Consider the following 20950-nt stretch of genomic DNA (forward strand, 5'->3'; position numbering starts at 1 on the left):
GCCGGCGCGGACACCGTCATGGGGTCCGGAATCGGATCAGGCCGCGTCGCCCGGTTTCGCGGCCGGCGCCGTCGGTGCCGCCGCCTTGGCGCCTCCGCCGGCGTTCTTGAGGCTGGCGGCGTACACGTCGACGTACTGCTGGCCGCCGAGACGCATCAGCGCGTACATGATCTCGTCGGTGACCGCGCGCTCGATGAAGCGGTTGCCTGCCATGCCCTCGTACCGCGAGAAGTCGAGCGGTTCGCCCACTCGGACGACGATGCGGGTGGGCCGCGGCAGCACCGTGCCGGGCGGGTTGATCCGATCGGTCCCGACCATCGCGATCGGGATCACCGGTGTGCCCGTCTCCAGAGCGATCCGTGCGAGCCCGGTCTTTCCCTTGTACAGTCGGCCGTCCGGCGAGCGGGTGCCCTCCGGATACAGGCACAGCAGCCGTCCGTCCTCAAGCACCTTCTTGCCCGCCAGAAGCGCGTCCGCGGCCGCGCTGGCGCCGGACCGGTCGATCGGGATCTGTCCCGAAGTGCTGAAGAACCACTTCTTGAAGCGCCCCTTGAGGCCCTTCTCCGTGAAGTACTCACTCTTGGCGAGGAAGAAGATCCTCCGCGGCACCATGAGCGGCAGGTAGAAGCTGTCGACCACCGCCATGTGGTTGGACGCGATCAACGCGGCACCGTCCTTGGGGATGTTCTCCAGCCCCTCGATCCGCGGACGTCCCATCAAGCGGAGCGCCGGACCCATGAAGATGTATTTGAAAAGGTAGTACCACATGGACGTTGCTGCCCCTCCTGCTCGATTCCCGACCTGCACCGGCGCACCGGCGCCCGAACGCATCGGAAGAAACTCTACTGACTGCCCGCCACCTGCATCGCCAGTCCCTGCCGTGCCACCTCGGCCGCACCGATCGTTCCCGCCGCCTCGCCGAGCTGGGTACCGCGGATCCGGGCCAGCCGGCGGTGCCCGCTACCGGTGACCGCCGCCGCATAGTGCTCGCGCGCGTCGTCGAGGAACAGACTCGACGCAGCACCGACGCCGCCGGCGAGGACGATGAGATCCGGATCGAAGACGTCGGCGATCATGCCGAGACCGTAGCCGAGCCAGCGCGCCATGTCCTCGTACGCGGCCAGTGCCGCGGGGTCGCCGTCCGCCGCGGCCGCCGCCACTCGCCTGCCCGTGAGCGAGCCCGGGTCCGCCTCCGACTCGGCGGCCAGCACGCTGCGCGGATAGTCGTGCGAGGCGAGCAGTTCCAGCACGGTGTCGACCAGTGCCGTCCCGCTGCAGTAGCGCTCCCAGCAACCGCGTTTGCCGCAACTGCACGGGCGGCCGTCCGGAACCACGGTGAGGTGCCCGAACTCCGGCGCCACGCCGAAGCTGCCGCGATAGAGCCGCCCGTCCATGATCATCCCCGCGCCGATCCCGGTGCCGATGGACAGGACGAGCGTGTTGTGTCCACCTGCCGCCGCACCGAAGTGCAGCTCGGCGAGTGCGGCCGAATTGGCGTCGTGCTCGGCGAATACCGGCAACCCCAGCCTGCGCGTCATCGTCTCCGGTACCGGAGCCTCGCGCCAGGCCAGATGCGGGGAGAAGCGCACCGTCCGGCGATCGGGTGTCAGGAAACCCGCGATCGCCAGTCCCACCGCTGCCACCGCCCACCGGTCCCGCAGTTCGGTGACGAGCCGGTGCAGGCAGTGCTCGAGTGACTCGGCGGTCGGCGGGGTCGCCGTGCGAAGCGTGTCGAGTTGGCGACCGCGCGCGTCCACCACCGAAGCTCTCACGCTGGTGCCGCCGATGTCGATGCCGATGGTCAGTTCCGAACCGGGCGACGCCCCGTCGCCTGCGCGCGCGGTCACGTCACCTGCCCATCGGCGTGACGTTGACCGAGATCGTCTCGAACCGCGACGACGTGCCTGCGCGCTCGGACCGATCCGAGCGCAGCATGTCGGCGACGGCCTCGAGCACCGCGATCAGTGCGGCGAGGATGCGGGCGAGCAGGTCGCCGAGTTCCCGGACCATCGTGCCGACGTCTCCGAGCAGCTCCGGAATGCCCGATCCCGCAACCCCGGAACCCGGGACTCGCGGCCCGGATGTGCCGGCGATCAGACCGGCGAGCTGGTCGATCTGATTCGCGAAACCGAGCAGCAACGCCTGCACGGAGTCGCCGGCGTCGGCGGCTCCTGAACCGGTGGCGTCGTGGTCGTCGGTCATCGTGGGTGGAGTCCTCGGTGGTCGGGCCGACATCGGTGGTCGGGCAAACGGGGGTCGGGCAGCAAGCGGGGGTCGGACGGCACGTGGGTGCGCATCGCGAACACCTGACGCTACCGGGCGCGGCGGCCGATCCCCAGCGCCGGGCACCGGAGTGGTGACAGACCGCACATCCCACCCGGTCGATGCCCTCGCTCACAACGACGAGTGTACGTTCACCGGCTTCTCGTCGTGCCCGTCGCCGGGATCGTTCGTCCGGTCAACCGTCCCCGTCCGGAGTGGTTCGGGTGCGCCGCTGCGGCCAGACGGCCGGGTCCGGGCGGAAGCGCAGAACCAGCCGTCCCGCATGCCAGTCGGCCCCCGTCACCAGGCACCGCCGCAGCACCGAGGGCAGCCGGACCGGGAAGCGGAAACCCGACACCGTCACCAGCAGATCGTCGCCGGACCTGCCCAGCGCCAGCCGGTCGGGGTCGGGTAGCCCTTGGTCCCACGCCAGTTCGAAGACGCTGTCCAGGCCCTCTCCGGAGACGTGCGCGACGGTCAGCGCGCCCGACCCGCGCGGCCGCCCGCCCGGTGTCGGCAGATCGACCACCACCCGGCGGATCCGGGACAGCCGGTCGACCGCCTCCGGCGCGGCGGCCACGGCCATCACCTGCACCGTGTCGTCGCCGCCGAGCACCGCCCGCGCGGTATCGATCGCGCAGACCTGTGCCGCGCCGCCCGCGCCCTCATTGACCAGCACCGATCGCAACGGCAGCGCCATCAGGTCGCTGATCGCGATCTGGTCTGCGAGCGCACGCGCTCCGCGGTCCCCCGCGTCGACAACCACGTGGACCGCCACCCCGTGCGGATCGGTGAACAGATCCGCCAGATCCTGGCAGTCGCGGTCGATGCCCTCCACCGCCGCGGACAACTGCGCCACCGCGGGCTTCTCCGCCGCCTCGGCGAGCCGCGCGTGCCGCGGCCACAGCCGTTCGAGTGCCGCGGACAGCACCGTCGGCGACCGCAACAGGGCGAACGGATCACCGCAGCCGGACAGGTCTACGACTATGCGTCGCCACCGTCCAGCGGTCGCGGCTTCGCGAATCCGCCTGAGCAGCAGGAACTCCTGTACGCCGGGCAGAGCCGACAGCTCGCCCGGCGCGATCGACGCCACCGAACCGACTATCGGCAGCAGCGCCTTGCCCGAGCTCACCGCCGTGAGCGCACCGGTGAACTCGCTCCACGCCTGCTCCAGCACGGACAACGGGTCGAGTTGCAGAAGGTCGACGTCGGCGGTCACCGCGACGGGTTCCCCGGGGAGCCGAAGAACGCCGAGACGTTCCGGCAGATACGACCGCGAGTCGAGAGAGACGAGCAGTGTGCCCCGCTCGGCGCCCAGCCGCACGCCCGCGGGCGGGTGCGTGGTGTGCCGCAGTGCCGCGGCCGCGGCGACGACGGAGACGCCCGAGCCACCCGGCCCGAGCACCAGATCGATGGGCGCTAGATCGATCAGCCTTCGACCCTCTTCTTCAGGTCGCCGAGCGCGGCCTCGGTGATCGCCTTCTCCGCGCGTCGCTTCAACTGGCTGATCATCGGGATGTGAAGGTCCACCATGAGAGCGTAGGTCACCTTGGTCGAACCCGGAACCTGCTGCGCCAGACGGTAACTGCCCTCCTGAGCGCGCTGCAGCTCACTCGAGACGAGCGTCCAACAGACACCGTCGCCGTCCTCGTCCCACGTGTATCGGAGTTCGTAGGTGTCGGCGAGGACTCCCGCGTCGAGGACGAATCGCACCCGAACGCCCCGTCCCCACGCGTCCCGTTCCAGAACGGTCACCTCGCGGGCCGCGGTGACCCACTGCGGATAGTTGTCGAAGTCGGCGATCACTGCCATCACGTCCGCCACGTCGGCGTTGATGACGATCGACTGCTCGGTGTGGTCGGCCATCGCTACGCCCCCGCGGCGGCAGACGCCGCGGGCGCCCCGGCCTCGCGGTCTCCCTCGAGCAGCGCCTTGACATGGAAGGACATCTCCTTGCCCGCGATGCGCCTGCGGCGGTTCAGCTCTGCGACCGCGTCCATCCGCTCGCGCGCCCCGTCCGGCAGTGGGCGCGACGGCTCGGCGTGCAGGTAGTAGTGCAGGATGAAACCGTCCATGCACGGCTCGCACCAGATCTCCATGGTGCCCTCGACCGGTCCGGCCACCGTCCACCGCACGCCCTGGTCTCCGCGGTCCTCGACCACGGTCAGCCGGAGGTCCGGCCACCACTGCCGCCAGCGCGCCCGATCGCCCACCACCGCACCGGCGAGCGACGGCGCCGCAGCGACGAAGACCTCGTCGGCAACCTGAATGCTCGTCACCGTCCTAGCTTCACACACCCGGCCCCGTGGGTGAAACCCGACTCGTGCGTAACCGGCACTCCGAGTGGGTCTAAGATCACTCAGAGATTCAGGTCGTTCTGAGAAATTTCCGTTCCGGAAGGTGTATTACATGGCCGAGTGCCGCGTGCCCGCGAAGTTTCAGATCCCCGAGGAGCGGAACGCGTCCGACGTGCTCTTCGACATCGTCGAGAAGCAGAGCGGCAAGACCGTGTTCCGTCGTCAGTCCGGCTCGCAGTGGCTCCCGGTCACCGCGGCCGAGGCCGGAGCACAGGTCACGGCGATCGCCAAAGGATTGATCGCCTCGGGCATCGAACCGGGCGACCGCGTCGCGTTGGTCTCGGCCACGCGCCTGGAATGGACTCTCCTGGACTTCGCCATCTGGTCGGCCGGCGCGATCACCGTCCCGGTCTACGACTCCTCCTCCGGTCCCCAGATCGATTGGATCATGCGCGATTCCGGCGCTACGGCGATCATCGCCGAGACCGCCGGGCACCGCGCCGTCATCGACACGGTGGAATCGGTGGACGACTCGGTCCAGGTGTTCCAGATCGACGTCGCCGACGGCCCGGGAGTCGTCGAACTCCTCACCGAGCGCGGCAAGGACGTGGCAGACGAGGAGGTCCACGCGCGTCGTCGGACGCTCAAGGCCTCCAGTCCGGCCACCCTCATCTACACCTCGGGGACCACGGGCCGCCCCAAGGGCTGCATGCTGACCCACTCCAACCTGCTCGGCGAGATCGCCGGCGTGATGGAGACCCCGCTGAATGCTCTGCTCGGCGACGGCAAGCGCCTGCTGCTGTTCCTGCCGATGGCACACGTACTCGCCCGCGCGATCAACCTGGTCGCGCTCGAGGCGGGCATGGAGGTCGGGTACACCAGCGACATCCCCAATCTGCTGCCGACTTTCTCCGTCTTCAAGCCGTCGCTGATCCTGTCGGTCCCCCGCGTCTTCGAGAAGGTGTTCAACTCGGCACGCCAGAGTGCGCACGACGGCGGGAAGGGCAAGATCTTCGATCTCGCGGCCGACGTCGCCGTGCAGTATTCGACGGCCGCCCAGAACGGTGACGTGGGCCTGCTGCTGCGCGCGAAGCACGCGGTGTTCGACAAGCTGGTGTACGCCAAGCTGCGCGCCGCGCTCGGCGGGGTCTGCGAACTCGCGATCTCCGGCGGCGCACCCCTCGGTTCGCGCCTCGGACACTTCTTCAGCGGCGTCGGCATCCCCGTATACGAGGGCTACGGCCTCACCGAGACCACCGCCGCGATCACGGTGAACACCCCCGGCCAGGTGAAGGTCGGCACCGTCGGCCGGCCCGTCCCGGGCAACGCCGTCCGGATCGCCGACGACGGCGAGATCCTACTCTCCGGCGAGGTGGTCTTCACCGGCTATTGGCGCAACGACGAGGCCACCGCTACCGCGATCACCGACGGCTGGTTCCACACCGGCGACATCGGAGCCCTCGACCAGGACGGCTACCTGAGCATCACCGGCCGCAAGAAGGAGATCATCGTCACCGCCGGCGGCAAGAACGTCTCGCCCGCGCCGATGGAGGACATCATCCGCGCGAGCGCACTGGTGTCGCAGGCCGTGGTGGTCGGCGATCAGAAACCGTTCATCGGCGCACTCATCACGATCGATCTCGAGGCCTTCCCGGCGTGGAAGGAGCGCCACGGCAAGTCCGCCGACCTCAGCGTCGCCGATCTGGCGCAGGATCCCGACCTGCTGGCCGAGGTCCAGGAGGCCGTCGACGCCGCCAACGAGACCGTCTCCCACGCCGAGACCATCAAGAAGTTCCGCATCCTCCCGACCGACTTCAGCGAGGACTCGGGCGAACTGACCCCCACGCTGAAGGTGAAGCGCAACGTGGTGGCCGACAAGTGGGCCGAGGAGATCGCGGCGATCTACCGCAAGTAGCCGCCGGTGCGTGCCTGCGGGCACCGAGACGCGGTATGACGATCCCCGCGAACCCGTTCCGACGGGTTCGCGGGGATCGTCAGTTCAAGCGCGTGGGGCGGCGTGGTCGGCCGGACCGGACGGCGCTCGTCACAGCAGCCGCATGAGGCGCGCGGCCTGCATCTTCCACTGCCAGTTCTCCACTGCCCATTCGCGTCCGGCCTCCCCCATCGCCGCAGCGAGCCGCGGTGAGGAGAGGATCTCGACGATCGCCCCGGCGACGGCGGCCCGGTCACGGCCGTCGACGACGGTGCCCGTCAGGCTCTCGCGCACCGTCTCGGGCGCCCCGCCCGAGTCGCCCGCCACCACCGGCACACCGCTGGCCGAGGCCTCGAGAAAGACGATGCCGAGGCCTTCCACGTCGAGGCCGCCGCCCCGGGTGCGGGTCGGCATGGCGAATACGTCGGCCATCGCGTGGTGCATCGGCAGTTCCGCGGCGGGGACGCCGCCGGTGAAGGTCACCGAATCCATCACGCCGTTCTCCTCGGCGAGCCGGTGCAGCGCATCGGCGTAGGGACCGCCGCCGACGATCATCAGCCGCGCGTCGGGAATTGCGTCACGGATCGCGGGCCACGCCCTGATCAGCATGTCCTGGCCCTTGCGCGGCACGAGCCGCGACAGGCAGAGCACTGTGGGTGCGTCGCCCAGTCCGTAGCGCTCCCGCAGCACGCGCCGCGCCGTGGAGTCCGGCGCGAACCGGCCGACGTCCACTCCGCAGGAGACGTACTCGAGCGATGCCCGCGGGCCGAAGGCCGCCGCGAACCGGCCGCGGGTGTAGCGGCTGACGTAGGTGATCGCGTCGGTGTGGTCGCCGATGTACCGGAGTACCTGGCGGGCGCCGGGCAGCATCGACCACCCGACCTCGTGACCGTGTGTGCTCGCGACGATCCGCCGAGCCCCGGCCTTCCGGAGCTTGGGCCCGAGGACCGCGAGCGGAGCCGCCGCGCCGAACCAGACTGTGTGAACATCGTTGTCGCGCACGAGATTCGCAGCCCTTCGCAGCACTCCGGGAGTCGGCAGCATCAGGCTCGTGGGATGGCGGACGATCCGGTACGGAGCCGCGCAGTCGTACTCCTCGCAGCCCCGCCACGTCGGCGCGTAGACGATGACGTCCTCCGGCGGGAGGAAGGCGATCAGGTTCTCCAGGTACGACTGGATGCCGCCCGGCCGAGGCGGGAAGTCGTTGGTGACAAGCAGCGTTCGTCTCACCGGCGCACCTGGGTGCGCAGCCACGCCTGCCAGTCGGCGACCACCGTCGACTTGTCGGCACCCAGCGCGTCCTTCATCGCGTCGTCGGTGGTCGAGGTGTCTCCGCCCTTGCCGACACCGATGTACATCTTCTTGAGCTTCTCCTCGCCGAACCTCTGGCCGACGAAGGCCGCGAACGACCACGCCTCCTGATAGGCGATCCGGGCCGCGTCCGAGTCGACGGAGAACGACCCGTCCGAGGGCAGCGCCTTCGGAACGTCGCCGGCGGCCACGGCAGCGGCCAATTCCGGTGCGGCGTCGACGAAGTCCCGGTAAGTGCCCTTGCGGCCCACGTACTCCGGAACGCCCTCGGTGAGCCACAGCGGCGCGTTCTCGGCGGTGTTGAGCCGCGAGGCGACGTGCGTGAGCTCATGGCGGATCACGACGGCGAGCGCCGGCTTCGACAGGGCACGGGCGGCGGGCGTGAGCACGATCCGCTGTCCCACCACCTGCTGATTCTGACGATCGATCATGGTGTACACGGTGGCGGCCGCGGCAGCTGAGGTGTCGACCGGAACGGTCCTCGTGAGTCCGGAGAACTGAGCGCCGTCGGCGGTGGAGATCACCGCGATCCGCCGGACCCAGTCGTCGCCCCAGAACTTCGATACCTCATCCACCGCAGCGGGCAGGATTTCGGCGACCTGAGCCGCGGTCTTCTCCGCGCCCCGGTAGCACAGAACCGTCGAGGTCCCCCCGGAGGTGCGCACGTCGTTCGCCGACAGCCCCGGAAACGCCCACGGTCCCACCTCGGGTGCCTTCGGATTCTCGCGTGAGGCCTGCGACGGGTCGGGCGCCAGGCCACCGTCGCCGACGACTTTCCAGTCGTCGCCGTATCGCGCGAAGGTCAGGCTCTGGTGGAGGGTCACCGTCGGTTCGTCGAGTCCAGGCGACGACGCGCCTCCCAGCGCGTAGTCGAGATCGACGGGCGTCACCCAACTGTCGGAGGCGCCGGCCGCTTCGAGCTTCGCCTCGAAATCCGGTTCGAGAAGGTGCTCCGGGCCGGTCTGGGGCGCCACTCGATAGCGGAATTCCTTGAGTTTGAGCGGCTTTCCCACCGGCGCCGATGCGAAATCGGCAGCCACGGCGTCGAGCCGATGCCGGAACTCGACGGTGGCGGCCGGATCGATGAGTTCGGACAGACCTCTGCGGTCGCCGTTGCGCAGCGCCGACGACAGTTGGTCGAGCAGGGCGGTGACGCCGTCGTAGCGCTGCTGTTCGAACGGGTTCAGCGGCGTCGTCGCGATCGTCGGAGACGAAGTGGCCGATGGGTGATCGGCATCGGAGCCACAGGCGGTGAGCGACGCGGCAGTCACGGCCGCCAAGACAGTGGCCGCGATCGCGGCACGCTGGGGGCGCACTCAGTACCGTCGCGCGGAGTTGTACGGGCCGGCCTTGTCGATCGGCACCACCGCGACCGGCACACCGAAGGTCGATGCGTGCACCACGTAACCGTCGCCCACATACATCCCGACGTGCGTGGCATCCGGGTAGTAGATGATCAGATCTCCCGGCTCGAGGTCGTTGCGATCGACCGGGGTGCCGCCTGCGAGCTGGGCCTCGCTGGTCCGCGGAATCGAACGTCCGGCCTGCTTATAGGCCCACAGCATCAGGCCGGAGCAATCGAACTGGTTCGGCCCGGTGGCGCCCCAGACGTACGGATCACCGGTACGCGAGATCGCGGCCTGGACGGCCACGAGTTCCGGAGAGGTCCCCTTCGGCACGGCCCGGGGGTCGAAGTTGTACTTCGGCCCGCGCAGCGCGGCGAGCTGCTTGCCGGTCATCGACTGGTAGATGGCGCGGATCTGAACGGCTTCGATCTGCAGATTCGCCTGCTTGGCCTGCAGTTCACCGCGCTGCTTCTCCGAGGCGGCAATGGCCTGGGTCGCGGCTGCGGCGGTCTTCTCGGCCTCCGATTTGGCGGCCTTGGCCTCGCGTGCGGTCTTCACCACCGACCGCAGGTCGGCCGCCGACTGGCGGGACATCACTTCCAGACCCGACATGTTGTCGAGGAGATTCTGGGGCGAATCGCTCACCAGCATCGCATAGAGGCGGTTGATGCGAGCGCCGCGGTAGCTGACGCGCGCGAGGGCGTCCACCTTCTTCTGGGCCGCGTCCATCTGGCCCTGCATCGCGGTGAGCTGATGGGCCGCCTTGTCGGCCTTGCGTCGTTCGACGGCGACGATGCGGCGCTGCTTGTCGTACTCGACCTGCGCGGCGTTCATCGCCTCGGAGGTCTTCTCGGCGTTCACCGAGAGCGAGCGGTACTTCGAGAGCAGTTGGTCGGGGGTGCGCGCCGGGTCGGCTGACACGGGGGCCCCGACCATGATCGTCGACGCGGACACGGCTGCCAGCCCGAAGGCGGCCGCCCGTCTGAGCGTCCGGGACGTTCGACTCTTCAACACCACTCGCACTCGATCCTTCATACCCGTGAGGGCGGGCCGGCGCACTTCACGCCGTCCCGCCCTTCACCGAAGTTCAAACGGCAGTCGCTGCTCAGTAGCGGCGAATACCCGTCAGGTTCCACGCGTTCACCTTGTCGCGCTTCACCGGAACGCCCTCGGTGGACGAGTGGACGAAGATTCCATTGCCGGCGTAGATGCCTGCGTGGCCGCCGCCGTTGAAGATCAGGATGTCGCCGGGCTGGGCCTGTGCCAGCGATGCGACGGGAGTGCCGCCGCCGAGCTGACCGTAGCTGTCACGCGGGATGATCTTCCCGGCCTGCTTGTAGGCCCACGAGGTCAGACCCGAGCAGTCGAAGGCGTTGGGGCCGGCCGCACCGTAGACGTACGGCGCGCCGATCTTGGACTCCGCGTAGCGCAGCGCCTTCTTGGCGCGCACCTGCTGCGGGGTGCCGATGTCCAGGCTCGGGGCCTGCGGGGCCTTCGGCACCAGGTTCTGCGGCAGTCCCGGAACGTCGAAGGTGCCGACGTTCGGAACGGTCACCGGAGTGGCATGTGCGGGAGCTGCGGCGAACGCCAGCGATCCGCCGATGGCGATCGAGCCGGCGAGCACTGCGGACTTGGCGGCCTTACGGCCGGCACTGGTCTGCTCCAAACTATGTTTGCCCACGAAAACACGTACTCCTTGTTGTTCTCCCTTATCGCCGACCGGGTTAGCTGTCGGGTTCGGGCCGGAAGAGATGGACCCTACGCAGGCAGAAAGAAGCCCGAAGCTTCAATCCTTGTGCGATTCACCCCAATCCGCACGCACGATTCACATCGGTCGCACGGAGGAAGTGGTTCCCCGGTTCGCCCCCGTTGGTGAGGGCGATTAGGCGATGACCCACCGGGCACCCGGACTGCTCCGGGACATCCCTGACTGGAAGGTCTCGGAAAGATTACGAAACCCTGACAGCGATGTCCACTGGCCCGCCGTAGGCGTGCCGTCCACTACCGGCTCACACGGCGCGGAGGCCACCCGGCCACGACTCCCGGAAAGTGTCATCACCTGCGACGACACCCCGTTTGGCCGCACCCGCGACCTCAGGGGAGATCAATTCTGTGTCAGCGAACACATCGATCGCGTCGGCGAGTTCGGCACCGGCGGGGTCAGGGTTCTCCATGACCCCATAACCGCTGGTGGGCGGACCGAAGAAGACCTGCATCATGCAGTCGCCGCAGGCTCGCGCTCGCATCGGACACCGCGCACAGTCAATTTTCATGTGATCTGCCTCTCATCATCTCGGTGGAGACGGCGAAACCGGGCAATCACGTTGTCCGCGACCCGAAGACGTCTCGTCGCCGTCGACCTCGGGTGGAGACTACGACGCCCCTACGACATCTCCGTCCGTCGAAGCGCGTCGGGCCGGGGCTGTCAGAGCCCCGCCGTACGGTTCGGCCATGACCGTCGAACAGCTGTCGTTCGCCGACCTTCCCGAGGCCGACGAGTTCACCTCCGCTCCATTGCGGGAGACCACCTTCGTGGTGGTCGACCTCGAGACCACGGGCGGCAGTCCGGAGAACGACCGCATCACCGAGATCGGTGCGGTCAAGATCCGCGGAGGCGAAGTGCTCGGCGAGTTCGCGACGCTGGTCGACCCCGGGCGCGCGATCCCGCCGCAGATCGTCGCCCTCACCGGAATCACCACCGCCATGCTCTACGACGCGCCAGCCGTCGAGGCGGTGCTGCCGTCCTTCGTCGAGTTCGCCCGCGGGTGCGTCCTGGTGGCGCACAACGCCCGCTTCGACATGGGGTTCCTGCGGAGGAGCGCTGCCCGAGCGGGCCTGCCGTGGCCGTTCTCCGCGTCCCTGTGCACTGTGGTGATGGCCCGACGGATTCTGAGCAGGCAGGAGGCGCCGAGCGTCAAACTCTTCGCGCTGGCCGATCTGTTCGACGTCTCGGTCCGGCCGACCCACCGTGCGCTGGACGACGCCCGTGCCACGGTCGACGTCTTCCATCGACTTCTGGAGCGCGTCGGCGACCAGGGGGTGCGAACGGTGGGCGATCTGACCACGTATCTGCCCCGGGCGACGCCGGCGATGCGCGCCAAACGCACGATGGCGTCCGGGCTCCCCCATCGGCCCGGCGTCTACCTCTTCCGCGGTCCGTCGGAGGAGGTCCTATATATAGGTACCGCCGTCGACCTCCACCGTCGCGTCTCCGGGTACTTCAACGGAAGCGACACCCGCACCCGGATCGCCGAGATGGTCTCACTCGCGACCCGCGTCGATCACGTCGAGTGCGCTCATGCGCTGGAGGCCGGGGTCGCCGAACTGCGACTCCTCGGAGTCCACAAGCCGTCCTACAATCGCCGCTCCCGCAATCCGCAGCGGGGCTGGTGGATCACCCTGACCGCCGAGCGCTTCCCGCGCCTCAAGGTGTCGCGCACGCCGGGGACCGAATCGCTCGGGCCGGTGACGAGCCGGGCGGTCGCGCTGGAGGTGGCGGACGTCCTCTCCGGGGCGGCGGGGCTGCGGACGTGCGGCGCCGACCTGAAGAAGGCGAGTCACCACTGGTGTGAGGGGCCGACGGAGGCGGGACGACTGCCGGATCCGCTCGTCGCGACGCTGCCGGGAACGTGCCGCGCCGCCAGTGACCGCCCGCAGACGCTGCCGGACTACCTCTGCCGAGTCGAGGCCGTACGCGACCTGATCTCGGGACGGTCCGACTCGCTTCTCGCGGTTCTGTGCGAACGCGTCGAGTACCTGGCCCAGCAGCGCCGGTTCGAGTCGGCGGCCCGGGCGCGCGACCGGCTGTCGGCGACCATCGAGACCCTCGCCCGGACGCAGCGGCTCGCGGCGGTGGCGCAGCGGCCGGAGGTCGTGGGCGCACGGCCCGACGGTGCCGGCGGCTGGGAGCTGAGCGTCGTCAGATACGGGCGCCTGGCCGGCTCCGCGCACGCGGCTCGCGGCGTGGCCCCGATGGCGGTCGTCGAACGACTCAGAGCCGCGTCCACGACCGTGTTGCCCCCGGCCGACGACAGCGGACCGCTCGCCGGTGCGCCTGCCGAGGAGACGGCGCTGATCGAGCGATGGCTGTACGAGTCCGGTACGCGGTTGGTCGACGTGAGCGACCAGCTCTCATTGCCGATCGGCGCGGCCGAGCGCTGGCGCGACTTCGCACGCATTGCGCGATCGGCGCGCGAGGCGACGAGTCGCTAACGGCCTGGCGGCAAGCCACTAGAGTCGAGCCCATGATCACCGCCATCGTTCTCATCGGAGCCGACATCCATCAGATCCCCGAGACGGCCCAGGCCGTCGCCGAGATCCCGGGCGTCACCGAGGTGTACTCGTGCGCCGGCGACGTGGACCTGATCGCCAAGGTCCGGGTGCGCAATCACGAGGAGATCGCCTCGGTGGTGACCGGCGCCATCAACCGTCTTCCCGGTGTCCGCACGAGTGCCACGCACATCGCGTTCCGCAGTTACGCCAGCGCCGAGGTGGAGGGCGGGTTCTCGATCGGCGAGGCGTGACGCGCCCCGATGTCCCGTCCGACCGAGGCGTCCTGCGCCCCGAGTCGCTTCCCGAGTTCCATCGACTTCCCGCCATCGGCGCGACGGCCGACCTGGTCCGGTGGTTCTGGATCTGCCGCTGGCAGCTGCCGACCGGCCGTGTCAGCCGCCAGGAGGTCATCGGCTTCGGCGCCCTGAATCTGGTGGTTCAGCACGATCACGTCGTGGTGGCCGGTGCGACCACCCGGATCAGTCATCGGGACCTGGCAGGAACAGGATGGGCCGTTGGAGCACTCCTGCGGCCCGCGGCCGCAGGAGCACTCCCCATCCGTCCCGCCGAACATCTCGACACCGTCACCGTGGTGTCCGCACCGGACCTGCACGCCGCGGTGAGCACTGAGATGACCACTGGAATGGGCTCCCCGCCCGACCCCGCGGCCGCTGCCGAGACGGTGGGACGGTGGCTGCGGGCTCGCGCGTCGCTCACCGACGAGGCGCTGCTCGCGAACCGCGCGGTGACCGCGCTCGAGTCCGACCCCGCTCTGATCCGGGTCGATCAATCGGCCGAACTCTTCGGGATCAGCGAACGGACCCTGCAGCGCCTCACCGCCAAGTACGTCGGCCTGTCACCGGCGGCGTTGATCCGCCGCCGTCGACTGCAGGAGGCGGCGCACCGCGTCCGGACACGGCCGGACGAATCCCTCGCCGAGATCGCCGCCGAGCTCGGCTACACCGATCACGCCCATATGACACGCGACTTCGCCTCGGTGCTCGGGTTCACCCCGAGCCGCTACCGCGCGGGAGGGTGAGATCAGCCGTGCTCGGCGGCGAGGCGGTTGCTGACCTGCGCCCAGCGCGACAGCAGGTCCGCCGCCCCGCCCGAGTCGATCACGGCCTCGACCCTCGCGAGAGCATCGCGCATCGCCGCGATGAACTCCTCCTGAGTGAACATCTCGTCCTGTTCGAAGGCGACCACAGCGGCCGCGGCGTTGAGGACCACCGCGTCACGCACCGCACCGCGGGCACCGGCGAACATCTCACGGGCGATCTGCGCGTTGACCGAAGCGTCTCCGCCCTGCAGGGCTGACAGCTCGACGAGATCGATTCCGAGATCTCGGGGATCGAGGGTCAGTTCGCGGGAACGGCCGCCGATGATCTGCCACACGGTGGAGGTGGTGGTGGTCGTCAACTCGTCGAGACCGTCGTCGCCTCGAACCAGAAGCACCCGGTTGCCGCGCTCTGCGAAGGCCTGCGCCAGCACCGGCGCGAGGTCGGAGAAGGCGCAGCCGATGAGTCCGGCTTCCGGCGACGCCGGATTCGTCAGCGGCCCGAGCACGTTGAAGACCGTCGGAATGCCGATCTGACTGCGCGGCGGTCCTGTGAAGCGGAAGGCCGGATGAAAGACCGGCGCGAAGCAGAAGCCGATACCGAGTTCCTCGACGCACTGCTGGACCGCGGCTGGCGGCAGCGTGATCGCCACGCCGAGCGCCTCGAGCACGTCGGCTCCGCCGCTCTTCGACGAGGCCGCACGGTTCCCGTGCTTCACCACCGGAACACCCAGAGCGGCCACGACCACCGATGTCATCGTGGAGATGTTGACGGTGTGGGAGCGGTCGCCCCCGGTCCCGACGATGTCGACCGCCGCCCCCGACACCTCGATGCGGTTCGCGAGCGCGAGCATCGCCTCCGACAGCCCTCGCAACTCCGACGACGAGGCGCCCTTCATTTTGACGCCGACACCGAACGCAGCGATCTGTGCGCCGGTCGCCGCGTCGGACATGATCTCGCGCATCGCCCACGCCGCCTCGTCCACCGTCAGATCGACCCGATCGGTCACTTTGCCGAGTACATACGGCCAGGTGTAAGCGTTCTCGGCGGCAGTCACGTCGTCAGCAGTCACGCGAACCACCCTAACGGCAGCCTCCCGGACGCGTCAGCGGAGTATCCGCCGCAGTTCAGCGACCGGGCGCACCGGCTTCCCCGGCACCCGCCGGCCGCAGCACCGCCCAACCGACGACGGCCCCCTCCGCGCGCGAGACCATGCTCGCGATGCGGGCCCGCTCCCGAGAGAGCGCCACCGCATCCACCGGCATCACCCGAGCAAGCGCGAGGGTCGTCAGCGCGTCGTCCGCTGTGTCGGGCCCCGCAGCCGCCACACGCTCATCCACCGGACTCTCGTCGACCGCGTAACCGTCCGCACCGACACGCTCGAGGACACCGCTGACCGCCGAGGCGGGCAGTCGCACCACATGCCGCAGAACCACGGCCTCGGTCGAGGCGAACCCCGCCTGCGCCAATGCCACCGAACTCGCGACCGTCTCGTCGGTGCCGGAGACGACGACCCGCAGATCCGGATCGCCCACCACGGGCTCGGGTGCGCGCGCGGCGTCACTGCGCCAGGGCAGCTTCCACGAGACCATCACGCCACCTCACGCCATATCGTCATGGCGTCCACCGTAAACCCTCATCCTGGTCTCAGGACACGCCGGTAGACTCGTCGTCATCGGCTCTACCTGCGGAAAGCAGGCGACTTCGAGCAATTTTCCGACCCGGGTGGTCAACGGTTACTACGAACCGTCATACTTCTCTTGTGACTAGCGCTGTGGGTAACTCAGAAACCGCCATCACCTCACGCGTGCACTCGCTGAACCGTCCGAACATGGTCAGCGTCGGCACCATCGTGTGGCTGTCGAGCGAATTGATGTTCTTCGCTGGCCTCTTCGCGATGTATTTCGTCGCTCGGGCCAATGCATCGGACGGCTGGCCGCAGCCGCCGACACATCTGAACCTCTGGCTCGCCGTGCCGGTGACCACGGTTCTGATTCTCAGTTCGTTCACCTGCCAGGCAGGTGTCTTCGCCGCCGAGCGCGGCGACGTGTACGGCCTTCGTCGCTGGTACACGCTGACCCTGCTGATGGGCACCTTCTTCGTGTGCGGCCAGGCCTACGAGTACTACTCGCTCATCAACGAGGGCACCACGCTCTCGTCGAGCGCATACGGGTCGGTCTTCTACATGGCGACCGGTTTCCACGGCATGCACGTCATCGGCGGTCTCCTCGCGTTCGTCTTCCTCCTCATCCGCACACGCCTGTCGAAGTTCACTCCGGCGCAGGCGACAGCTGCGATCGTCGTCTCGTACTACTGGCACTTCGTCGACGTGGTGTGGATCGCGCTGTTCGTCGTCATTTACTTCATCCGGTAGCCCCCGGCGGCCGAAGAACCGGCCGGCCCGCCGGACCGGTTCACATACATTCAGTCCAAACCGCTTAGTAGAGAGTCACAGATGAGATCATCTCCACCGAGTTCGCCGGAAGACCGCGACCCGTCCGATGACAACAACGACGCCGCGCGCGCTAAGCGGCGTCGCAAGCTCCGTCGCCGAGCCAGCGGCACCATCTTCCTTCTGCTGGGCCTGATCGCCACCGGCATCATCGCCGCATTGATCTCGCCCAAGCCGCAGGTCGCGACCGCCGACGACAAGAGCGCGAGCTCCGTCGCCGCAGGCAAGCAGCTGTACGACACCTCCTGCATCACCTGCCACGGCGCCAACCTCGAGGGCGTCCGGGACCGCGGTCCGTCGCTCATCGGCGTCGGTGACGCCGCGGTGTACTTCCAGGTCTCCAGCGGCCGCATGCCGGCCTCGCGCAACGAGGCTCAGGCGCAGCGCAAGCCCGCCAAGTTCACTGAGGCTCAGATCGACCAGCTCGGCGCCTACATCCAGGCGATGGGCGGCGGTCCGTCGGTCATGTACGAGAAGGACGCCGACGGCAACATCAAGTACAAGGACGGCTTCCCCGTCCTCGCGATGGACTCGCTGCGCGGCACCGACATCGGCCGCGGTTCGGAGCTGTTCCGTCTCAACTGCGCCTCCTGCCACAACTTCACCGGTCGTGGCGGCGCTCTCTCGGGCGGTAAGTTCGCTCCCCCGCTGACGGACGTCAACCCGCAGCAGCTCTACACCGCGATGCTCACCGGACCGCAGAACATGCCCAAGTTCTCGAACCGTCAGCTGTCGGTGGACGAGAAGAAGAACATCATCGGCTACGTCCGTTACGTGGACACCGCCAACCCCAGCGGCGGTTACGGACTGGGCGGTTTCGGTCCGGTCTCTGAGGGCATCGTCATGTGGGTTGTCGGCGTGACGGCGGTCGTCGCCGGCGCAATGTGGATTGGATCACGAAATTGAGCGACACGAGTAAGGACGTCCCGTCCGACGACGAACTCGCCGCAATGTCTCGCGACGAGAAGGTCCGTCTCGGTACCAACCTCGACGGAGTGGAGATCATCCACCGCGCCGAGCGTTTCCCCGAGCCGGGCACGAAGGCCGAGAAGCGCGCCGAGTTCGCTGTCGCGATCTGGTTCGTGCTGGCAGGCCTCTTCGCCATCGCCGGCTTCGCGCTGTTCATCTGGAATGAATGGCAGTTCCGCATGCCGGACGAGTCGGGCTACTGGGCTTACACCCTGTACACGCCTCTGCTCGGCGTCACCTTCGGTCTCTCGATCCTGTCGTTCGGATTCGGCGTCGTTCAGCTGACCAAGCGGTTCATCCCGGCCGAGATCTCGGTGCAGGATCGTCACGACGGCGGTTCGGCGGAGGTAGACAAGCAGACCATCGTCGCTGAACTCGACGACACGCTGGAGACCTCCACCCTCCCCCGCCGCAAGATGATCATCGGTTCGGCGGTCTTCGGCCTCGGCGCACTGTCGGTGGCCGGCGGCGTCGCCGCGATCGGCGGCTTCATCAAGAACCCGTGGGCCAAGGGCGACGACGCTCCCCTGTGGCACACCGGTTGGTCGCCGATCTACAACGAGACCAAGGGCGAGACCGTCTTCCTGCGCCGCGACACCGGCAACCCGTACCAGGTGGCCCTGGTCCGACCGGAGGACCTCGACGCCGGCGCCATGGAGACCGTCTTCCCGTGGCGCGTCTCCGACGGCTACGGCGAGACCGAGGAGTCCCGCCACAAGCTGCTCGAGGGTCTTCGCGCGGTCCGCAACCCCGTCATGCTGATCCGCCTGCGTCCGGCCGACGCCGAGCGCGTCATCAAGCGCAAGGGCCAGGAGAGCTTCAACTACGGCGACTACTACGCCTACACGAAGGTCTGCAGTCACCTGGGTTGCCCGACCTCGCTGTACGAGCAGCAGACCAACCGGATCCTCTGCCCGTGCCACCAGTCGCAGTTCAACGCCCTCGAGTACGGCAAGGCGGTCTTCGGACCGGCCGCACGTGCGCTGGCGCAGCTGCCCATCAGTGTTAACAACCAGGGCTACATGGTCGCCAACGGCGACTTCATCGAGCCCGTCGGACCGGCATTCTGGGAGCGTAAGTCATGACGATCGCTGACCGCCTCGCCACGCAGGCAGAAGAGGTCGACTCGCGGTACCACCTCGCGGCCGGTATGCGTCGACAGATCAACAAGGTCTTCCCCACCCACTGGTCGTTCCTGCTGGGCGAGATCGCGCTGTACAGCTTCATCATCCTGTTGCTGTCCGGTACGTACCTGACTCTGTTCTTCGACCCGTCGATGGCTCACGTCATCTACGACGGCGCCTACCAGCCGCTCAACGGCGTCACCATGAGTCGCGCGTACGAGACCACGCTGAACCTCTCCTTCGAGGTCCGCGGCGGACTCTTCGTTCGCCAGATCCACCACTGGGCGGCCCTGCTGTTCGCCGCGTCGATCATCATCCACATGATGCGAATCTTCTTCACCGGCGCGTTCCGCCGCCCGCGTGAGGCGAACTGGGTCATCGGCTGCTTCCTGCTGCTGCTGGCGATGTTCGAGGGATTCTTCGGGTACTCGCTGCCGGACGACCTGCTCTCGGGCACCGGTGTTCGCGCCGCGATGTCGGGCATCGTCCTGGGCATTCCGCTGATCGGTACCTGGGTCCAGTGGGCCCTGTTCAGCGGCGACTTCCCGGGCGACATCATCATCCCGCGCCTGTACGTCCTGCACATCCTGATCTTCCCGGCCATCATCCTGGGTCTGATCGGTGCTCACCTGGCTCTGGTCTGGTACCAGAAGCACACGCAGTTCCCCGGCCCCGGCCGCACCGAGAAGAACGTCGTCGGCGTTCGCATCCTTCCGGTGTTCGCCGCCAAGGGCGGTGCCTTCTTCGCCATCATCACCGGCGTTCTCGCCCTGATGGCCGGCGTCTTCCAGATCAATGCGGTGTGGAACATCGGCCCGTACAACCCGGCGCAGGTCTCGGCGGGCTCGCAGCCCGACATCTACATGATGTGGACCGACGGCTTCGCCCGACTGATGCCGCCGTGGGAGCTCTACCTCGGCAACTACACGATCCCCGCGATCTTCTGGGTCGTTGTGGTCATCGGCGTGATCTTCGGCCTGCTCTTCACGTACCCCTGGATCGAGAAGAAGCTGACCGGCGACACCGCGCACCACAACCTGCTGCAGCGTCCGCGTGACACCCCGGTGCGCACGGCGGTCGGAGCGATGGCCCTGGCGTTCTACATCATCCTCACGGTGAGCTGTATGAACGACATCATCGCGCTGAAGTTCCACATCTCGCTCAACGCGACCACCTGGATGGGCCGCATCGGTCTGCTGGTGATCCCGCCGCTGGTGTACTTCATCGCGTACCGCTGGGCATTGTCGTTGCAGCGCAGCGACCGCGACGTCCTCGCACACGGCATCGAGACGGGCATCATCCGCCGCGAGCCCAAGGGCGAGTACATCGAGATCCACCAGCCGCTCGGACCGGTCGACGACCACGGTCACCCGATCCCGCTCCCCTACGAGGGCGCGCCGCTGCCGAAGCGGATGAACAAGCTCGGCGCAGCGGGATCGCCGGGTTCGGGCACCGTGCTGGTTCCGGACAGCGCCGAGGATCAGGCGCTCAACGAGCGCATCGCTCACGAGCAGCACGAAGCGGAGAAGCAGGCGCTCATCGCCCTGCAGGAGAAGGGCGGCAAGGCCCTCGACTGATCCGCACAGTCACCACGACGAAGGCCGTCTCGCACCAGCGAGACGGCCTTCGTCGTATCTGCGCTCCCCTCCCCCACCGGCGACGGTGCGCGCCCTCGATCGGTCGCCGAGCGACGGACCACGGCCGAGCTGTCGGCGGCCGAACGGGAACTGCGCAAGCGTCGCTCGCGGTCCCGGTGACCGCCGCCGAACTCGACGAGGTCGCCGACGCCGGCCGAGAATGAAGGCACGACTCGGTGTCGACGCCCTCGGCTCTACCGTCGCCCGCCGGGCCGCGCCCGGAGATCTGGTGGCCGGCTGCGTGGTTCACAGCGACCGCGGATCGCAGGGCGGATTCAACTGGTCGTCG

General features: G+C 68.3%; 21 protein-coding genes and 1 riboswitch. Of the genes, 8 read left to right on the forward strand and 13 right to left on the reverse strand.

Features of this window, described 5'->3' with window-relative positions; translation table 11 throughout:
- Positions 1–36: 36 nt before the first annotated feature.
- The 6 genes from P5P27_RS11385 to P5P27_RS11410 form a co-directional block, all read right to left on the reverse strand.
- Positions 37–768, reverse strand: a complete 732-nt coding sequence (locus P5P27_RS11385) for a lysophospholipid acyltransferase family protein (RefSeq protein ID WP_006895306.1) — start codon at positions 766–768, stop codon at positions 37–39.
- Positions 769–842: 74 nt separating this feature from the next.
- Entirely contained in the window at positions 843–1847 is a 1005-nt protein-coding gene (locus P5P27_RS11390; protein ID WP_006895305.1) for an ROK family protein, read from the reverse strand.
- Position 1848: 1 nt separating this feature from the next.
- A complete protein-coding gene (locus tag P5P27_RS11395) occupies positions 1849–2202 on the reverse strand; it encodes a hypothetical protein (protein ID WP_006895304.1) in 354 nt (117 codons plus the stop codon).
- A gap of 256 nt (positions 2203–2458) precedes the next feature.
- Positions 2459–3670: an ArsA-related P-loop ATPase gene (locus P5P27_RS11400; RefSeq protein ID WP_278127440.1), complete on the reverse strand. Its 1212-nt coding sequence runs from the start codon at positions 3668–3670 to the stop codon at positions 2459–2461.
- Positions 3671–3690: 20 nt separating this feature from the next.
- A complete protein-coding gene (locus tag P5P27_RS11405; RefSeq protein ID WP_006895302.1) occupies positions 3691–4128 on the reverse strand; it encodes an SRPBCC family protein in 438 nt (145 codons plus the stop codon).
- 2 nt (positions 4129–4130) lie between these two features.
- Positions 4131–4541: a hypothetical protein gene (locus P5P27_RS11410; RefSeq protein ID WP_006895301.1), complete on the reverse strand. Its 411-nt coding sequence runs from the start codon at positions 4539–4541 to the stop codon at positions 4131–4133.
- A 130-nt stretch (positions 4542–4671) separates the two neighbouring features.
- On the opposite strand from P5P27_RS11410, the gene P5P27_RS11415 reads away from it, so the two are divergent.
- Positions 4672–6474, forward strand: a complete 1803-nt coding sequence (locus P5P27_RS11415) for an AMP-dependent synthetase/ligase (protein ID WP_278124041.1) — start codon at positions 4672–4674, stop codon at positions 6472–6474.
- Positions 6475–6603: 129 nt separating this feature from the next.
- Here P5P27_RS11415 and P5P27_RS11420 read toward each other — a convergent pair whose 3' ends face one another.
- From P5P27_RS11420 to P5P27_RS11440, 5 genes are all read right to left on the reverse strand, one after another.
- A complete protein-coding gene (locus tag P5P27_RS11420; RefSeq protein WP_278124042.1) occupies positions 6604–7722 on the reverse strand; it encodes a glycosyltransferase family 4 protein in 1119 nt (372 codons plus the stop codon).
- A complete protein-coding gene (locus P5P27_RS11425) occupies positions 7719–9074 on the reverse strand; it encodes a peptidase MA family metallohydrolase (RefSeq protein ID WP_231650305.1) in 1356 nt (451 codons plus the stop codon). Before P5P27_RS11425 ends, P5P27_RS11420 begins: the two co-directional genes overlap by 4 nt.
- Before the next feature lie 45 nt (positions 9075–9119).
- On the reverse strand, positions 9120–10166 hold the full coding sequence (locus P5P27_RS11430; RefSeq protein WP_411815547.1) for a C40 family peptidase: 1047 nt from the start codon (positions 10164–10166) through the stop codon (positions 9120–9122).
- Positions 10167–10254: 88 nt separating this feature from the next.
- Positions 10255–10830, reverse strand: a complete 576-nt coding sequence (locus P5P27_RS11435) for a C40 family peptidase (protein ID WP_006895296.1) — start codon at positions 10828–10830, stop codon at positions 10255–10257.
- 18 nt (positions 10831–10848) lie between these two features.
- Positions 10849–11048, reverse strand: a riboswitch (cyclic di-AMP (ydaO/yuaA leader).
- A gap of 110 nt (positions 11049–11158) precedes the next feature.
- The gene (locus P5P27_RS11440; RefSeq protein ID WP_231650306.1) at positions 11159–11395 is read right to left on the reverse strand and encodes a hypothetical protein; all 237 of its coding nucleotides are present in this window, start codon (positions 11393–11395) and stop codon (positions 11159–11161) included.
- Between the two features lie 205 nt (positions 11396–11600).
- On the opposite strand from P5P27_RS11440, the gene P5P27_RS11445 reads away from it, so the two are divergent.
- From P5P27_RS11445 to P5P27_RS11455, 3 genes are read left to right on the forward strand one after another with little or no spacing between them, the layout of a single operon-like run.
- A complete protein-coding gene (locus tag P5P27_RS11445) occupies positions 11601–13361 on the forward strand; it encodes a DEDD exonuclease domain-containing protein (protein WP_006895294.1) in 1761 nt (586 codons plus the stop codon).
- Positions 13362–13393: 32 nt separating this feature from the next.
- Positions 13394–13672: an Lrp/AsnC family transcriptional regulator gene (locus tag P5P27_RS11450; protein WP_006895293.1), complete on the forward strand. Its 279-nt coding sequence runs from the start codon at positions 13394–13396 to the stop codon at positions 13670–13672.
- Positions 13669–14460 carry an AraC family transcriptional regulator gene (locus P5P27_RS11455; protein ID WP_006895292.1) on the forward strand — a complete coding sequence of 264 codons (792 nt, stop codon included), beginning with the start codon at positions 13669–13671 and terminating at the stop codon, positions 14458–14460. Before P5P27_RS11450 ends, P5P27_RS11455 begins: the two co-directional genes overlap by 4 nt.
- 2 nt (positions 14461–14462) lie before the next feature.
- Here P5P27_RS11455 and trpD read toward each other — a convergent pair whose 3' ends face one another.
- Complete coding sequence (gene trpD, locus P5P27_RS11460; protein WP_006895291.1) at positions 14463–15551, reverse strand: anthranilate phosphoribosyltransferase; 1089 nt, start codon at positions 15549–15551, stop codon at positions 14463–14465.
- A 55-nt stretch (positions 15552–15606) separates the two neighbouring features.
- Complete coding sequence (locus P5P27_RS11465) at positions 15607–16071, reverse strand: hypothetical protein (protein WP_278124048.1); 465 nt, start codon at positions 16069–16071, stop codon at positions 15607–15609.
- Between the two features lie 170 nt (positions 16072–16241).
- Here P5P27_RS11465 and ctaE point away from each other — a divergent pair, with 170 nt between their 5' ends.
- From ctaE to qcrB, 4 genes are all read left to right on the forward strand, one after another.
- A complete protein-coding gene (ctaE, locus tag P5P27_RS11470; RefSeq protein ID WP_039866941.1) occupies positions 16242–16853 on the forward strand; it encodes an aa3-type cytochrome oxidase subunit III in 612 nt (203 codons plus the stop codon).
- 81 nt (positions 16854–16934) lie between these two features.
- A complete protein-coding gene (gene qcrC / locus P5P27_RS11475; protein WP_006895288.1) occupies positions 16935–17837 on the forward strand; it encodes a cytochrome bc1 complex diheme cytochrome c subunit in 903 nt (300 codons plus the stop codon).
- Positions 17834–18985, forward strand: coding sequence for a cytochrome bc1 complex Rieske iron-sulfur subunit (gene qcrA / locus P5P27_RS11480; RefSeq protein WP_006895287.1), 1152 nt, complete (start codon positions 17834–17836; stop codon positions 18983–18985). Before qcrC ends, qcrA begins: the two co-directional genes overlap by 4 nt.
- The gene (gene qcrB, locus P5P27_RS11485; RefSeq protein WP_278124052.1) at positions 18982–20601 is read left to right on the forward strand and encodes a cytochrome bc1 complex cytochrome b subunit; all 1620 of its coding nucleotides are present in this window, start codon (positions 18982–18984) and stop codon (positions 20599–20601) included. The genes qcrA and qcrB overlap by 4 nt, the downstream gene beginning before the upstream one ends.
- Positions 20602–20950 lie beyond the last annotated feature (349 nt).

The organism is Gordonia sihwensis, assembly GCF_029632925.1.
Taxonomy (GTDB): domain Bacteria; phylum Actinomycetota; class Actinomycetes; order Mycobacteriales; family Mycobacteriaceae; genus Gordonia; species Gordonia sihwensis.

Excerpts from the sequence above, each read along its gene's own strand:
- P5P27_RS11395 (WP_006895304.1), bottom strand. The coding sequence starts at position 2,202 with ATGACCGACGACCACGACGCCACCGGTTCAGGAGCCGCCGACGCCGGC.
- qcrB (WP_278124052.1), top strand. The coding sequence starts at position 18,982 with ATGACGATCGCTGACCGCCTCGCCACGCAGGCAGAAGAGGTCGACTCG.
- P5P27_RS11415 (WP_278124041.1), top strand. The coding sequence starts at position 4,672 with ATGGCCGAGTGCCGCGTGCCCGCGAAGTTTCAGATCCCCGAGGAGCGG.
- qcrC (WP_006895288.1), top strand. The coding sequence starts at position 16,935 with ATGAGATCATCTCCACCGAGTTCGCCGGAAGACCGCGACCCGTCCGAT.
- P5P27_RS11405 (WP_006895302.1), bottom strand. The coding sequence starts at position 4,128 with ATGGCCGACCACACCGAGCAGTCGATCGTCATCAACGCCGACGTGGCG.
- P5P27_RS11445 (WP_006895294.1), top strand. The coding sequence starts at position 11,601 with ATGACCGTCGAACAGCTGTCGTTCGCCGACCTTCCCGAGGCCGACGAG.
- P5P27_RS11440 (WP_231650306.1), bottom strand. The coding sequence starts at position 11,395 with ATGCGAGCGCGAGCCTGCGGCGACTGCATGATGCAGGTCTTCTTCGGT.
- P5P27_RS11385 (WP_006895306.1), bottom strand. The coding sequence starts at position 768 with ATGTGGTACTACCTTTTCAAATACATCTTCATGGGTCCGGCGCTCCGC.
- P5P27_RS11450 (WP_006895293.1), top strand. The coding sequence starts at position 13,394 with ATGATCACCGCCATCGTTCTCATCGGAGCCGACATCCATCAGATCCCC.
- P5P27_RS11465 (WP_278124048.1), bottom strand. The coding sequence starts at position 16,071 with ATGGTCTCGTGGAAGCTGCCCTGGCGCAGTGACGCCGCGCGCGCACCC.